Annotated in this window: 13 protein-coding genes; 4 read left to right on the forward strand and 9 right to left on the reverse strand. The window is 63.3% G+C overall.

Annotation, left to right across the window (positions count from 1 at the left end):
- Positions 1-17 precede the first annotated feature (17 nt).
- Genes trkA through HBR94_RS20595 form a run of 5 tightly spaced genes read right to left on the reverse strand, consistent with a single transcriptional unit; the run spans position 18 to position 4,502 of the window.
- The gene (trkA, locus tag HBR94_RS20575) at positions 18-1,391 is read right to left on the reverse strand and encodes a Trk system potassium transporter TrkA (RefSeq protein ID WP_057957876.1); all 1,374 of its coding nucleotides are present in this window, start codon (positions 1,389-1,391) and stop codon (positions 18-20) included.
- 23 nt (positions 1,392-1,414) lie between these two features.
- Positions 1,415-2,725: a 16S rRNA (cytosine(967)-C(5))-methyltransferase RsmB gene (gene rsmB / locus HBR94_RS20580; RefSeq protein WP_170045460.1), complete on the reverse strand. Its 1,311-nt coding sequence runs from the start codon at positions 2,723-2,725 to the stop codon at positions 1,415-1,417.
- Positions 2,725-3,675 carry a methionyl-tRNA formyltransferase gene (gene fmt, locus HBR94_RS20585; protein ID WP_057957878.1) on the reverse strand — a complete coding sequence of 317 codons (951 nt, stop codon included), beginning with the start codon at positions 3,673-3,675 and terminating at the stop codon, positions 2,725-2,727. Before fmt ends, rsmB begins: the two co-directional genes overlap by 1 nt.
- 57 nt (positions 3,676-3,732) lie before the next feature.
- Complete coding sequence (gene def / locus HBR94_RS20590; protein ID WP_005783383.1) at positions 3,733-4,239, reverse strand: peptide deformylase; 507 nt, start codon at positions 4,237-4,239, stop codon at positions 3,733-3,735.
- Positions 4,227-4,502 carry a hypothetical protein gene (locus tag HBR94_RS20595; RefSeq protein ID WP_128593095.1) on the reverse strand — a complete coding sequence of 92 codons (276 nt, stop codon included), beginning with the start codon at positions 4,500-4,502 and terminating at the stop codon, positions 4,227-4,229. Before HBR94_RS20595 ends, def begins: the two co-directional genes overlap by 13 nt.
- Here HBR94_RS20595 and dprA point away from each other — a divergent pair, their 5' ends adjacent.
- Together dprA and HBR94_RS20605 are read left to right on the forward strand one after the other, a co-directional pair.
- A complete protein-coding gene (gene dprA, locus HBR94_RS20600; protein ID WP_170045461.1) occupies positions 4,503-5,597 on the forward strand; it encodes a DNA-processing protein DprA in 1,095 nt (364 codons plus the stop codon).
- Positions 5,598-5,651: 54 nt separating this feature from the next.
- Positions 5,652-6,209, forward strand: coding sequence for an L-threonylcarbamoyladenylate synthase (locus tag HBR94_RS20605; protein WP_057957880.1), 558 nt, complete (start codon positions 5,652-5,654; stop codon positions 6,207-6,209).
- 122 nt (positions 6,210-6,331) lie between these two features.
- On the opposite strand, the gene HBR94_RS20610 is transcribed toward HBR94_RS20605, so the two are convergent.
- Complete coding sequence (locus tag HBR94_RS20610) at positions 6,332-7,309, reverse strand: NADPH:quinone reductase (RefSeq protein WP_057439281.1); 978 nt, start codon at positions 7,307-7,309, stop codon at positions 6,332-6,334.
- A gap of 159 nt (positions 7,310-7,468) precedes the next feature.
- On the opposite strand from HBR94_RS20610, the gene hemF reads away from it, so the two are divergent.
- Together hemF and aroE are read left to right on the forward strand one after the other, a co-directional pair.
- Positions 7,469-8,401, forward strand: coding sequence for an oxygen-dependent coproporphyrinogen oxidase (gene hemF, locus HBR94_RS20615; protein ID WP_170045462.1), 933 nt, complete (start codon positions 7,469-7,471; stop codon positions 8,399-8,401).
- A complete protein-coding gene (gene aroE, locus HBR94_RS20620; protein WP_170045463.1) occupies positions 8,401-9,225 on the forward strand; it encodes a shikimate dehydrogenase in 825 nt (274 codons plus the stop codon). Before hemF ends, aroE begins: the two co-directional genes overlap by 1 nt.
- 48 nt (positions 9,226-9,273) lie before the next feature.
- Here aroE and HBR94_RS20625 read toward each other — a convergent pair whose 3' ends face one another.
- The 3 genes from HBR94_RS20625 to betC form a co-directional block, all read right to left on the reverse strand.
- Positions 9,274-10,836: a SulP family inorganic anion transporter gene (locus HBR94_RS20625; protein WP_170045464.1), complete on the reverse strand. Its 1,563-nt coding sequence runs from the start codon at positions 10,834-10,836 to the stop codon at positions 9,274-9,276.
- Positions 10,837-10,917: 81 nt separating this feature from the next.
- Positions 10,918-11,835 (reverse strand): choline ABC transporter substrate-binding protein, encoded by a 918-nt coding sequence (gene choX, locus HBR94_RS20630; protein WP_057957883.1) that lies wholly within the window; start codon positions 11,833-11,835, stop codon positions 10,918-10,920.
- A gap of 19 nt (positions 11,836-11,854) precedes the next feature.
- Positions 11,855-13,369: a choline-sulfatase gene (gene betC, locus HBR94_RS20635; protein ID WP_170045465.1), complete on the reverse strand. Its 1,515-nt coding sequence runs from the start codon at positions 13,367-13,369 to the stop codon at positions 11,855-11,857.
- Positions 13,370-13,385: the final 16 nt, after the last annotated feature.

The raw sequence follows: 13,385 nt of genomic DNA on the forward strand, positions 1-13,385 counted from the left end.
TCGGTCTCTCCGTCAGATCAGAAAAAGCTCAACCCCACGTGGAACAGCTTCTCCACATCGCGGATATGTTTTTTATCCACCAGGAACAGAATCACATGGTCACCCGTGGCGATTACCGTGTCGTCATGGGCGATGATCACTTCTTCATCGCGGATGATCGCGCCAATGGTGGTGCCCGGTGGCAAGCCGATATCGCGAATCGCCCGGCCGATCACCTTGCTCGACTTGGAGTCACCATGGGCAATCGCCTCGATGGCTTCCGCCGCGCCGCGGCGCAATGAGTGCACGCTGACGATATCGCCGCGCCGCACGTGGGCCAGCAAGGTGCCGATGGTGGCCAGTTGTGGGCTGATGGCAATGTCGATGTCGCCGCCCTGGATCAGGTCCACATAGGCCGGGTTGTTGATGATGGTCATCACCTTCTTCGCCCCCAGCCGCTTGGCCAGCAGCGATGACATGATGTTGGCCTCGTCATCGTTGGTCAGGGCCAGGAAGATATCCGCGTCGGCGATATTTTCTTCCATCAGCAGGTCACGATCCGACGCGCTGCCTTGCAGCACCACGGTGCTGTCGAGGGTATCGGACAAGTAGCGGCAGCGCGCGGCGTTCATCTCGATGATCTTCACCTGGTAGCGGCTTTCGATGGCCTCGGCCAGGCGTTCGCCAATCTGCCCGCCGCCGGCGATGACAATGCGCTTGTAGCTCTCGTCGAGCCGGCGCATTTCGCTCATCACGGCACGGATATTGGCCTTGGCGGCGATGAAGAAGACTTCGTCGTCGGCTTCGATCACCGTGTCGCCCTGGGGCAGGATCGGCCGGTCGCGGCGGAAAATCGCGGCTACGCGGGTTTCCACATTCGGCATATGTTCGCGCAGCTGGCGCAGTTGCTGGCCCACCAGCGGCCCGCCGTAGTAGGCCTTGACCGCCACCAGTTGCGCCTTGCCTTCGGCAAAGTCGATCACCTGCAGCGCACCGGGGATTTCGATCAGGCGCTTGATGTAGTGGGTGACCACCTGCTCCGGGCTGATCAGCACGTCCACCGGAATCGCGTCGTTGTCGAACAGCCCGGCGCGGGTCAGGTAGGCCGCTTCACGCACCCGGGCGATCTTGGTCGGGGTGTGGAACAGGGTGTGAGCGACCTGGCAGGCGACCATGTTGGTCTCGTCACTGTTGGTCACCGCCACCAGCATGTCGGCATCGTCGGCACCGGCCTGACGCAACACAGTGGGGAACGAGGCGCGGCCCTGGACCGTGCGGATATCCAGGCGGTCACCCAGGCCACGCAGGCGTTCGGCGTCGGTGTCGACCACAGTAATGTCGTTGGCTTCACTGGCCAGGTGCTCGGCCAGCGTACCGCCGACCTGCCCTGCGCCGAGGATGATGATCTTCATCCGGTCACTCCCTTAAAAATCATTCAACCGCGAGCAGCGGCAATCTTGATCAGCTTGGCGTAATAGAAGCCATCGTGCCCGCCTTCCTGCGCGAGCAACTGGCGACCGTGGGGCTGCTTGATGCCGGCGGTGGTGGCAATGTCCAACTCCCGCGCGCCGCTGGTGCGGGCGAGGAAGGCTTCGATCACTTCGGTGTTTTCGGTCGGCAACGTCGAGCAGGTGGCGTAGAGCAGGATGCCACCGACCTCCAGCGTCGGCCACAACGCGTCCAGCAACTCGCCTTGCAGCACAGCCAGGGCGGCGATATCGTCGGGTTGGCGGGTCAGCTTGATATCCGGATGGCGGCGGATCACGCCGGTGGCGGAACATGGCGCGTCCAGCAGGATGCGCTGGAACGGCTTGCCATCCCACCAGGTGGCGGTGTCGCGCCCATCGGCGGCAATCAGCTCGGCGTCCAGGCCCAGGCGCGCAAGGTTTTCGCGCACGCGTACCAGGCGCTTGGCTTCCAGGTCGACGGCGACGACGCCGGCCAGGCCGGGCTCGACTTCCATGATGTGACAGGTCTTGCCGCCCGGCGCGCAGCAGGCGTCCAGCACCCGTTGGCCCGGCGCCAGGTCAAGCAGGTCGGCTGCCAGTTGCGCGGCTTCGTCCTGCACACTGATCCAGCCTTCGGCAAAGCCTGGCAGGCTGCGCACATCGCCTGCGGTCTCCAGCACGATACCGTCCTGGCTGAACACACAGGCGCTGGCATTGATGCCGGCCTCTGCCAGTAATTGGAGATAGGCATCGCGGCTGTGATGGCGGCGATTGACCCGCAGAATCATTGGCGGGTGGGCATTGTTGGCAGCGCAGATGGCTTCCCACTGCTCTGGCCAGAACGCCTTGAGGGATTTTTGCAGCCAGCGCGGGTGCGCAGTGCGCACTACCGGGTCGTGTTCGAGCTCGGCCAGCAACCCCTCGCTTTCGCGCTGGGCGCGGCGCAGCACGGCATTGAGCAAGGCCTTGGCCCAGGGCTTTTTCAGCTTGTCGGCGCAGCCTACGGTTTCGCCGATGGCGGCGTGGGCCGGCACCCGGCTATAGAGCAATTGGTACAGCCCCACCAGCAGCAACGCCTCGACGTCGGCATCGGCGGCCTTGAACGGCTTTTGCAGCAGCTTGGCCGCCAGCGCCGACAGACGCGGCTGCCAGCGGGCGGTGCCAAAGGCCAGGTCCTGGGTGAAGCCGCGATCACGGTCTTCGACTTTATCCAGTTGCACCGGCAACGAGCTGTTCAGGGAAGCCTTGCCGCTGAGCACGGCGGCCAGGGCCTTGGCGGCGGCCAAACGCGGGTTCATCAAGCGTCCACTCCGAGGATGATGCCGGGGGCAAATTTCTCACGACGGCTGTTGAACAAATCACTGAAGTTCAGCGCCTTGCCACCGGGCAATTGCAGACGGGTCAGACACAGTGCCTGTTCGCCGCAGGCCACCAGCAGGCCTTCCTTGCTGGCGCCGATGATTTCACCGGGGGCGCCGCTGCCTTCGGCCAGGGCGGCGGCGAGGACTTTCAAGGCTTCGCCATTGAGGGTGCTGTGGCAGATCGGCCACGGGTTGAAGGCGCGTACCAGGCGCTCCAGCTCCACGGCCGGGCGGCTCCAGTCGATGCGTGCTTCGTCCTTGTTCAGCTTGTGGGCGTAGGTGGCGAGGCTGTCGTCCTGCACTTCACCCTGCAAGGTGCCAGCAGCGAGACCGGCAATCGCCTCTACCACCGCAGGCGGGCCCATCTCCGCCAGGCGGTCGTGCAGGCTGCCGCCGGTGTCCTGTGCGGTGATGGGCGTGGTGACCTTGAGCAGCATCGGGCCGGTGTCCAGGCCGGCTTCCATGCGCATCACGGTCACGCCGCTTTCGGCGTCACCGGCTTGCACCGCGCGCTGGATCGGCGCCGCACCGCGCCAGCGCGGCAGCAGCGAGGCATGGCTGTTGATGCAGCCCAGGCGCGGGATATCCAGCACCGCCTGGGGGAGGATCAGGCCGTAGGCCACCACCACCAGCAGGTCCGGCTGCAGCGCGGCCAGTTCAGCCTGGGCCTCGGCATTGCGCAGGGTTGGCGGTTGCAGCACGACAATGCCGTGTTCCAGGGCAAGCTGCTTGACCGGGCTGGGCATCAGTTTTTGCCCACGGCCGGCCGGGCGATCCGGCTGGGTGTACACCGCGACGATTTCATAAGGGCTGGCAAGCAGGGCCTTGAGGTGTTCGGCGGCAAATTCAGGGGTGCCGGCAAAAACGATGCGCAGTGGCTCGGTCATGGGAAACGTCTCACAAAAGAAAAAGGCTTGCCGGAGCAAGCCTTTGAAAGAAGGGAATCAAGCTTGCTGGCGATGCTTCTTTTCCAGTTTCTTCTTGATCCGGTCGCGTTTGAGCGTGGACAGGTAATCGACAAACAGCTTGCCGTTGAGGTGGTCGCACTCATGCTGGATGCACACCGCCAACAGGCCTTCGGCAATCAGCTCGAAGGGTTTGCCATCGCGGTCCAGGGCCTTGATCTTGACGCGCAGCGGGCGCTCGACGTTCTCGTAGAACTCCGGCACCGACAGGCAGCCTTCCTGGTATTCGCCCATCTCGTCGGTCAGCGGCTCGAACTCCGGGTTGATGTACACCCTCGGTTCGCTGCGGTCTTCGGACAGGTCCATGACCACCACGCGCAAGTGCACGTTGACCTGGGTGGCGGCGAGGCCGATGCCCGGTGCTTCATACATTGTTTCAAACATGTCATCGACCAACTGACGAACCTTGTCGTCCACTACGGCCACCGGTTTGGCGATAGTGCGCAGGCGCGAGTCCGGGAATTCGAGGATGTTCAAAATAGCCATAAGCGTAATTGCTGCACATGTGAGGTAAAGGCAAATCGGCGTCGGGACACCCGCACGGCCGGTGTGAAACGCTCGCAGGCCGCGAAGGCCAGGCATTTCACGCGAACCCACATAATAAAGGAGATTGCCCCCATGAGGAAATCGCTACTCGTCTTCAAAACAGGCGGCCCGGTTGGGCGGCAATAACCAGTTGCAATAATTAGCCTGCTAAAGAAGTTACCAACAGAGTTATCCACAGCTTGTTCCTGATCAAGGATGATCATATGTCAGTCATTCATACTCCGAATATTTCCCCTGCCGAGCTCGAAGCCCGCCTGCGTTTGCACCGTATGCCGGAGCTGGGGCCAAGGCGTTTTAAAACATTGATCGAGGCCTTTGGCTGCGCCTCAAAAGCCATCGGCGCGCCAGCCAGTGCCTGGCGCTCCCTGGGGTTGCCGGCGGCCTGCGCCGAAGCCCGGCGCAGTGCGCAAGTGCGCGATGGCGCCAGCGCCGCATTGGCCTGGCTAGAGCGCCCGGCCCAGCATTTGTTGATGTGGGACCAGCCCGACTACCCAGCCTTGCTGGCCGAACTGGACGATGCGCCGCCGTTATTATTCGTGGCCGGCACGCCCACGATCCTGGAAAAACCGCAGTTGGCCATGGTCGGCAGCCGACGCGCTTCGCGCCCCGGAATGGACACGGCGGCAGCCTTTTCCCGCAGCCTGGCGAGCGCCGGTTTTGTCATCACCAGTGGGTTGGCCCTGGGAATTGATGGGGCGGCCCACCAGGCGGCATTAGATGTCGGGGGGCAGACTATCGGGGTGCTGGGCACCGGCCTGGAAAATTTTTATCCACAGCGCCACCGCCGGCTCGCCGAGGCAATGATTGCCCAGGGCAGCGCGGTGGTTTCCGAGTTTCCGCTGGACGCCGGGCCTCAGGCTGGAAACTTCCCACGACGCAACCGCATTATCAGTGGTCTGTCCCTGGGCGTGCTGGTGGTGGAAGCCAGCGTTGCCAGTGGCTCGCTGATTACTGCGAGGCTGGCCGCCGAGCAGGGGCGCGAGGTGTATGCGATACCGGGTTCGATTCATCATCCGGGGGCCCGGGGCTGCCATCAGTTGATCCGTGACGGTGCGGTGTTGGTGGAAACCATCGAACACATTCTTGAAGGGTTGCGCGGCTGGCAGGCGTTGTCGCGGCCCGCGCCGGTGGCGGTGACCCACCCGCTGGTGGCGCTGCTGCACGCGGCGCCCCAGACCAGTGAAAGTTTGGCCATTGCCAGCGGGCAAAGCCTGTCCCAGGTGTTGGTGAGCCTTACCGAACTGGAGCTGGAGGGCCGGGTGATCTGTGAAAGCGGCCGCTGGCTCGCGCGCAGTTAGGTTTTGTTACGAAGATCGGTAAACTGCGCAGAGCTTTAGTCCGGAGAGTGAGTAATGGTCAACAGGTGGCGTGTGCAACAAGCCGCACGAGAAGTTCGCGCTGGCGCGGTGATTGCCTATCCGACCGAGGCCGTGTGGGGCCTGGGCTGCGACCCGTGGAACGAAGAAGCGGTAGATCGCCTGCTGGCGATCAAGGGCCGCTCGGTGGATAAGGGCTTGATCCTGGTCGCCGACAATATCCGGCAATTCGATTTTCTATTCGAAGACTTCCCGGACACCTGGATCGACCGCATGGCCAGTACCTGGCCGGGGCCCAACACCTGGTTGGTCCCCCACCAGGATCTGCTGCCGGAATGGATTACCGGTAAGCACGACACGGTAGCGTTGCGGGTCACTGATCACCCGCTGGTGCGGGATTTGTGTTCGCTGGTGGGGCCACTGATCTCCACCTCGGCCAACCCCCAGGGCCGGCCGGCGGCGCGCACGCGGATCCGGGTAGAGCAGTATTTCCGGGGGCAGGTAGACCTGGTGCTGGGTGGGCGCCTGGGTGGGCGCAAGAACCCTAGTTTGATTCGGGATCTGGCGACGGGCGAGGTTCGGCGCCCGTCCTGAGACCCAGGCGTGGCTATCGCGAGCAAGCTCGCTCCCACATTCGACCGATTTCCAGCATGGGAATGCGCTCGAATGTGGGAGCGGACTTGCCCGCGATAGCGGTCTGCCAAACCATCGAGATCCTATGGCAACAAAATGGTCGACCCCGTCGTCCGCCGCCCCGACAACTCCACCTGCGCCTTCGCCGCATCCGCCAGGGAATACCGCTGGTTGATATCAATGCGCACCTTGCCGCTTTCGATCATGCCAAATAGATCGTCAGCCATGGCCTGCAGGTTCTGTGGTGTATTGGCGTAGGTCGCCAGTGTTGGCCGGGTGACATACAGCGAGCCTTTGGCGGCCAGAATCCCCAGGTTCACCCCCTCCACCGCGCCCGACGCATTGCCGAAACTCACCAGCAGGCCACGGGGCGCGACGCTGTCCAGCGAGGCGAGCCAGGTGTCCTTGCCGACGCCGTCGTACACCACCGGGCACTTCTTGCCGTCGGTCAGTTCCAGCACCCGTTGTGGGACATTTTCCTGGCTGTAGTCGATGGTTTCCCAGGCGCCGAGGGATTTGGCCAGGGCGGCTTTTTCCGGCGAACTGACCGTTCCGATCAGCTTCACGCCCAGGGCCTTGGCCCATTGGCAAGCCAGGGAGCCGACGCCACCGGCAGCGGCGTGGAACAGGATGGTTTCGCCGCCTTTCAACTCATAGGTCTGGCGCAGCAGGTACTGCACGGTCAGGCCCTTGAGCATGGCGCCGGCGGCTTGCTCGAAGCTGATGGCGTCCGGCAGGTGCACCAGGTTGGCCGCCGGCAACACATGCAGCTCGCTGTACGCACCCAGAGGGCCGCTGCCGTAGGCCACGCGGTCGCCGACCTTGAACTGGCTGACTTCGCTGCCCACCGCATCCACCACGCCCGCGCCTTCTGCGCCCAGGCCCGAGGGTAGGGCCGGCGGTGCGTACAAGCCGCTGCGGTAATAGGTGTCGATGAAGTTCAGGCCAATGGCCTTGTTCCGCACCCGGACCTGCTGTGGGCCTGGTTCCGCTGGCGTGTAGTCCACATACTCAAGTACTTCGGGGCCGCCATGGGCGCTGAACTGGATACGTTTGGCCATCTGCTCTCTCCTCAAGTCTGTTTCGCCAAAGGCTCCTATCGGACTCTTATGCTTGATCTTCGTCAACTGTGGCAGCGCCCGGCGCGGTGGTATCCTGTGCGCCCTTTGCCGCCGACGCCCAATGGCCTCGCGTAGCTTTGCCCGATTCAAGGTGATGCCATGACTACCCGCACCGAGGCTGTAAAAGCCTACCTGCTCGACCTGCAAGACCGCATTTGCAGCGCCCTGGAAACCTTCGAGGCCGATACGCGCTTTATCGAAGACGCCTGGACGCGCCCAGCCGGCGGCGGTGGCCGCACGCGGGTAATCGAGAACGGGAGCGTGATCGAAAAAGGCGGCGTTAACTTTTCCCACGTGTTCGGCAGCGGCCTGCCACCGTCCGCCAGTGCCCACCGCCCGGAGCTCGCCGGTCGCGGTTTTGAGGCCCTCGGCGTGTCCCTGGTGATCCACCCGCATAACCCCCATGTGCCGACGTCCCACGCCAACGTGCGATTTTTCATCGCCGAGAAAGAAGGCGAAGAGCCGGTGTGGTGGTTCGGTGGCGGCTTCGACCTGACGCCCTACTACGCCAACGAAGAAGACTGCATCCACTGGCACCGCGTGGCCGAGCAGGCCTGTGCGCCATTTGGCGCGGACGTTTACCCGCGCTACAAGGCCTGGTGCGACAGCTACTTCCACATCAAGCACCGCAACGAGCCCCGGGGCATTGGCGGCCTGTTCTTCGATGACTTGAACGAGTGGGACTTCGACACCTGCTTCGCCTTTATCCGCGCCATTGGCGACGCCTACAGCGACGCTTACCTGCCGATCGTCCAGCGTCGCCAGGCGATGGCCTACACCGAGGAGCAGCGCCAGTTCCAGGAATTCCGCCGTGGGCGCTACGTGGAATTCAACCTGGTCTACGACCGTGGCACGCTGTTCGGCCTGCAATCGGGCGGGCGTACCGAGTCGATCCTGATGTCGCTGCCACCGCAAGTGCGCTGGAGCTATGACTGGAAGGCCATTGCCGGCAGCGAAGAAGCGCGCCTGACCGACTACTTCCTGCAAGACCGTGACTGGCTCGGCCTTGCTGCGCCCAAGGCGGCCAGCTGATGGATCGTTATGTGGTGTTCGGCAACCCCATCGGCCACAGCAAGTCGCCGCTGATTCATCGCCTGTTTGCCGAGCAGACCGGCGAGGCGCTGGACTACAACACGCTGCTGGCGCCGCTCGAGGATTTCACCGGCTGTGCCCGTGAATTTTTCCTGCAAGGGCGCGGTGCCAACGTCACCGTGCCATTCAAGGAAGAGGCCTACCGCCTGGCCAACGCCCTGACCGAGCGTGCGCAGCGCGCAGGCGCGGTGAACACCCTGAGCAAGCTGGCCGATGGCAGTCTGTTGGGCGACAACACCGATGGCGCCGGCCTGGTGCGCGACTTGACCGTCAACGCCGGCCTGAGCCTGGCGGGCAAGCGCATCCTGCTGCTCGGTGCCGGCGGCGCGGTACGCGGCGCCCTGGAACCACTGCTGGCGCAACAGCCGGCCTCGCTGGTTATCGCCAACCGCACCGTGGAAAAAGCCGAGCGGCTGGCCGAACTGTTCGATGACCTGGGGCCGGTGTCTGCCAGCGGTTTCGATTGGCTGAGTGAACCGGTGGACCTGATCATCAACGCCACTTCGGCCAGCCTGTCAGGCGATGTACCGCCGATTGCCGGCAGCCTGGTCGAACCGGGCAAGACCTTTTGCTACGACATGATGTACGCCAAGCAGCCGACCGCATTCTGCCGCTGGGCCACTGAACACGGTGCGGCGGTGGCAATGGATGGCTTGGGCATGCTGGTGGAGCAGGCGGCGGAAGCCTTCTACCTGTGGCGCGGGGTGCGGCCGGATTCGGCGCCGGTGCTGGCTGAACTGCGCAAACAACTGGCGGCTAACTGATTCTAATGTGGGAGCTGGCCAGCCAGCTCCTACAGTTTTTGACCGTGTTCAGTCTTCGAAAAGGATCGGGCACTTGTCGGCCCCTTCCAGCTTCCTCAACTCCTCCACCACTTGCGGCCGCGCCCGGCGCAACGTCAGGCTGCGCCCCAGGCCCCGCAATCGCCGCGCCTCCTGGTGCAGCATCTCCACCCCGGAATAGTCGATAAAGTTGATCTGCTGCGCCTCGATCACCACCCGCAGGCCTTGCAGGCGCTGCAAGCGCACTTGCAGGTAATGGCTGGCGCCAAAGAAGATCGAGCCACCGACCCGCAGCACATCGTCCTCCCCATCGCGCCATTGCTGGACCCGTGGCTGCGAGGTGCGCTTGAGGTAGAAGAACAACGATGCCAGCACGCCGGCATAGATTGCCGTTTGCAGCTCCAGCAGCAAGGTAGCCAGGCAGGTCAGGCCCATCACCACACACTCGGCACGGCTGACCCGCCACAGTGCGCGGATGCCACGATGGTCCACCAGGCCCCAGCAGATCAGCAGAATGCTGGCGGCCATACTCGGGATAGGGATATGCGCAATCAACGCCGCGCCAAACAGCGCAAACAGTGCCACCCATAACGCCGAAAACACCCCCGCCAGCGGCGAACAGGCGCCCGCCTCGTAACTCAGGCCCGAGCGGGTGAAGGAACCAGCCGACAGGTAGCCGGAGAAAAATCCGCCGACGATATTGGATAACCCCTGGGCGCGTACTTCCTGATTGGCATCGAGCAGTTGTTGCGAGCGCGCCGACAGCGAGCGGGCAATCGACAGGCTGGTCACCAACCCCAGCATGCCCACCGCCACGGCACTGGGTAGCAGGCGCAGGATCATGTCCAGGTCCAGCGGCAACGGGCTGAACGGCGGCAGTTGGCCAACAAATGAGCTGACCCGCGCCACATGCCCGAACATCGCCGGCCACGCCCACGTCGCCAGGCTGCCCAGGGCCAGGGCAATCAACAAGTTCGGCCAGCGCGGTACGCAGTATTTAAGCAGCGCTCCCACCAGCAAGGTGCCCAGGCCAAGGGCCAGTGACGGGCGATCCCACTCGCCGCCGTGGTCGATCAGCGCCAGCAGGCTGTTGATCGCCGTGGCCTGGCTGGGCAGGTCGAGCCCCAGCAGGTTTGGCAACTGGCCCAGGGCGATGACCACTGCCGCGCCGAGGGTGAAGCCGAGGACGACGGAATGGGAGACGAAATTGACCAGCGCACCAAAGCGCAATATGCCCAATAGCCATTGGAATACGCCGGCAAGCAAGGTCAGTAACAGAATCAGGGTGATGTAGTCCTGCGAGCCCGGCACCGCCAGCGGACTGATGCTGGCGTAGAGCACGATGGAAATCGCCGCCGTCGGACCGCAGATCAAATGCCAGGACGAACCCCACAGGCAGGCAATCAGCACCGGGATGATTGCCGCATACAAGCCGTATTCGGGGGGCAGGCCGGCGATCAGGGCGTAGGCGATGGATTGCGGCAAGGCCAGCACCGCGCCGCTGAGGCCGACCAACGCATCCCGGCCGACGCTGGCGCGGGTCTGGCGCGGCAGCCAGCGCAGGAAGGGGAAGAGTGTATGGGGCCGGGGCATTGGGCAGCTCAGGTCAAAAAAGTTTGAGTCAGGGTATCAGCACAAACACTGCCCTGTGGGCGCTGGCTTGTGTGGGCGCTGCTAAAGCCTGGCCTTGACCGCCGCCAATGCCTCCTGGCCATCCAGTGTTTTGACTCCCTCCAGCCACTGCTCCAGCACCGCCGGATTGGCCTTGATCCATGCCTTCGCCGCGTCGGCATTGCTGACCTTGTTGTTCGCTACCTCGGCCATGATGCTGTTCTCCATGTCCTGGGTAAACGTCAGGTTGGTCAGCAGTTTCGCCACATTCGGGCAGGCTTGTGCATAACCCTTGCGAGTCAGGGTGTACACGCTGCCGGTGTCGCCGAAGTATTTTTCGCCGCCCTTGAGGTAGCGCATCTTCAACTGCACGTTCATCGGGTGGGGCGTCCAGCCGAGGAAGGTGACGAAACGCTCGCGCTTCACCGCCCTGGACACCTCGGCGAGCATCGCCTGCTCACTGGATTCGATCAGCTTCCACTGGCCGAGGTCGAAGTCGTTTTTCTTGATGATCTCTTGCAGCGACAGGTTGGCCGGCGCGCCGGAGCCGATGCCGTAGATCTTCTTGTCGAACTTGTCGGCGAATTTATTCAGGTCGGCAAAGTCACGCACGCCGGCCTCCCACACATAGTCCGGCACCGCGAGGGTGAACTCGGTGCCTTCGAGGTTTTTCGCCAGTTGCACCACGTCGCCATTGGCCACGAACTTGTCGTAGAAGCCCTGCTGCGCCGGCATCCAGTTCCCCATAAACACATCCACCTGGCCGTCCTTGAGCCCGCCAAAGGTGATCGGCACCGCCAGGGTATCGACCTTGGCCTTGTAACCCATGCCGCTCAGTAAAAAACCAGTGATGGCGTTGGTGGCGGCAATGTCGCTCCAGCCGGGGTCGGCCATTTTTACCGTCTCGCAACGGGCGTCGGCGTACACCTGGCTAGCACTCAATAACAGTACGGTACTCACGGCTGTGGATAACTTTTTCATGGCCTTCCCCTCACTGGATTTATTGGTTTTGGCAGGGTTGTGGATAACGTGCCTTGCGCTCCAGATCGTCGAGGTCGATATGGTTGCGCATGTACTGCTGGCTGGCGTCTACCAGCGGCTGGTGATCCCAGCTCTTGAGTTTGCCCAGCGTCAGCGCCTCGTATACCAGGCGCCGGCGGCGCTGGCTGGCGAGCACTTGCTGGTGGATCGCGGGCATGTCCCATTTGGCTCGCGCCTCGACCAGGAAGGCGTCGAACAGCGCACGGTGGGCCGGCGACTGGCTGAGTTCTTCCTGCTCACGGGGGTCGTTGTGTACATCGAACAGCAGGCAAGGATCGTCCTCGCTGTAGATGAATTTGTAGGCGCCCCGGCGAATCATCATCAGCGGGCCGATGGTGCCTTCGGCCATGTATTCGCCGAACACCTCGTCATGCCCGCCCTGCCCTTGCAAGTGCGGGACCAGCGAGCGGCCATCCAGGGGCAGGCTGGCGTCGAGCTCACCGCCGGCCAGCTCCACCAGGGTCGGCAACAGGTCGGCAGTGGACACCGCCGCACTCACCCGCCCGGCCTGGAATTGCCCCGGCGCACAGACCAGCAGCGGCACCCGCGCGGCCATTTCAAACCAGTGCATTTTGTACCAGAGCCCGCGCTCGCCGAGCATGTCGCCGTGGTCGCCGGAGAACACAATGATGGTGTCCTCGGCCAGGCCAGTGTCCTGCAGGGTTTGCAGGAGTTTGCCGACATTGCTGTCGATGTAGCTGCAGGCACCGAAGTAGGCGCGCCGTGCATCGCGGATCTTATCCACAGGCAGCGGTTTGTCCCACAGGTCGTAGACCTTGAGCAGGCGCTGGGAATGGGGGTCCAGCTCGGTCTGGGCCGGGGTTGTAGGCATTGGGATGTCACTGTCGTCGTACAGCTCCCAGAACGGCTTGGGAATGGTGTACGGGTCATGGGGGTGGGTCATGGACACCGTGAGGCAGAACGGCTGGTCGCCGTCCTCGCGAATATGGTCGAACAGGTACTGCTGGGCCTTGAACACCACCTCTTCGTCGAAATCCAGCTGGTTGGTACGCACACACGGGCCGGCTTGCAGCACCGACGACATATTGTGATACCAGGTGGGGCGCACGTCGGGCTCATCCCAGTTCACCGCCCAGCCGTAGTCGGCGGGGTAGATATCGCTGGTGAGGCGCTCTTCATAGCCGTGCAACTGGTCGGGCCCGCAGAAATGCATCTTGCCCGACAGCGCCGTGCGATAGCCGAGGCGGCGCAGGTAGTGGGCGTAAGTCGGGACGTCGGCGGGGAAATCCGCCGCGTTGTCGTAGGCGCCGATCTTGCTCGGCAACTGGCCGCTGACCAGGGTAAAGCGCGACGGCGCGCACAGCGGGCTGTTGCAGTATGCAGCGTCGAACACCACGCCCTGGGCGGCGAGGCGGCTCAGGTTGGGCAGTTTGATCGGCGAAGGACCGTAGAACGGAAGCAACGGCGCGGCCATTTGATCGGCCATGATGAAAAGAATGTTCTTGCGCTTCATGGTCTCTCGGCATTCC

This window comes from Pseudomonas sp. WS 5412, assembly GCF_012985615.1.
Lineage (GTDB): Bacteria > Pseudomonadota > Gammaproteobacteria > Pseudomonadales > Pseudomonadaceae > Aquipseudomonas > Aquipseudomonas shahriarae.

Excerpts from the sequence above, each read along its gene's own strand:
- fmt (WP_057957878.1), bottom strand. The coding sequence starts at position 3,675 with ATGACCGAGCCACTGCGCATCGTTTTTGCCGGCACCCCTGAATTTGCC.
- HBR94_RS20610 (WP_057439281.1), bottom strand. The coding sequence starts at position 7,309 with ATGGCCAAACGTATCCAGTTCAGCGCCCATGGCGGCCCCGAAGTACTT.
- rsmB (WP_170045460.1), bottom strand. The coding sequence starts at position 2,725 with ATGAACCCGCGTTTGGCCGCCGCCAAGGCCCTGGCCGCCGTGCTCAGC.
- def (WP_005783383.1), bottom strand. The coding sequence starts at position 4,239 with ATGGCTATTTTGAACATCCTCGAATTCCCGGACTCGCGCCTGCGCACT.
- HBR94_RS20625 (WP_170045464.1), bottom strand. The coding sequence starts at position 10,836 with ATGCCCCGGCCCCATACACTCTTCCCCTTCCTGCGCTGGCTGCCGCGC.
- HBR94_RS20605 (WP_057957880.1), top strand. The coding sequence starts at position 5,652 with ATGGTCAACAGGTGGCGTGTGCAACAAGCCGCACGAGAAGTTCGCGCT.
- hemF (WP_170045462.1), top strand. The coding sequence starts at position 7,469 with ATGACTACCCGCACCGAGGCTGTAAAAGCCTACCTGCTCGACCTGCAA.
- betC (WP_170045465.1), bottom strand. The coding sequence starts at position 13,369 with ATGAAGCGCAAGAACATTCTTTTCATCATGGCCGATCAAATGGCCGCG.
- trkA (WP_057957876.1), bottom strand. The coding sequence starts at position 1,391 with ATGAAGATCATCATCCTCGGCGCAGGGCAGGTCGGCGGTACGCTGGCC.
- choX (WP_057957883.1), bottom strand. The coding sequence starts at position 11,835 with ATGAAAAAGTTATCCACAGCCGTGAGTACCGTACTGTTATTGAGTGCT.
- dprA (WP_170045461.1), top strand. The coding sequence starts at position 4,503 with ATGTCAGTCATTCATACTCCGAATATTTCCCCTGCCGAGCTCGAAGCC.
- HBR94_RS20595 (WP_128593095.1), bottom strand. The coding sequence starts at position 4,502 with ATGATCATCCTTGATCAGGAACAAGCTGTGGATAACTCTGTTGGTAAC.
- aroE (WP_170045463.1), top strand. The coding sequence starts at position 8,401 with ATGGATCGTTATGTGGTGTTCGGCAACCCCATCGGCCACAGCAAGTCG.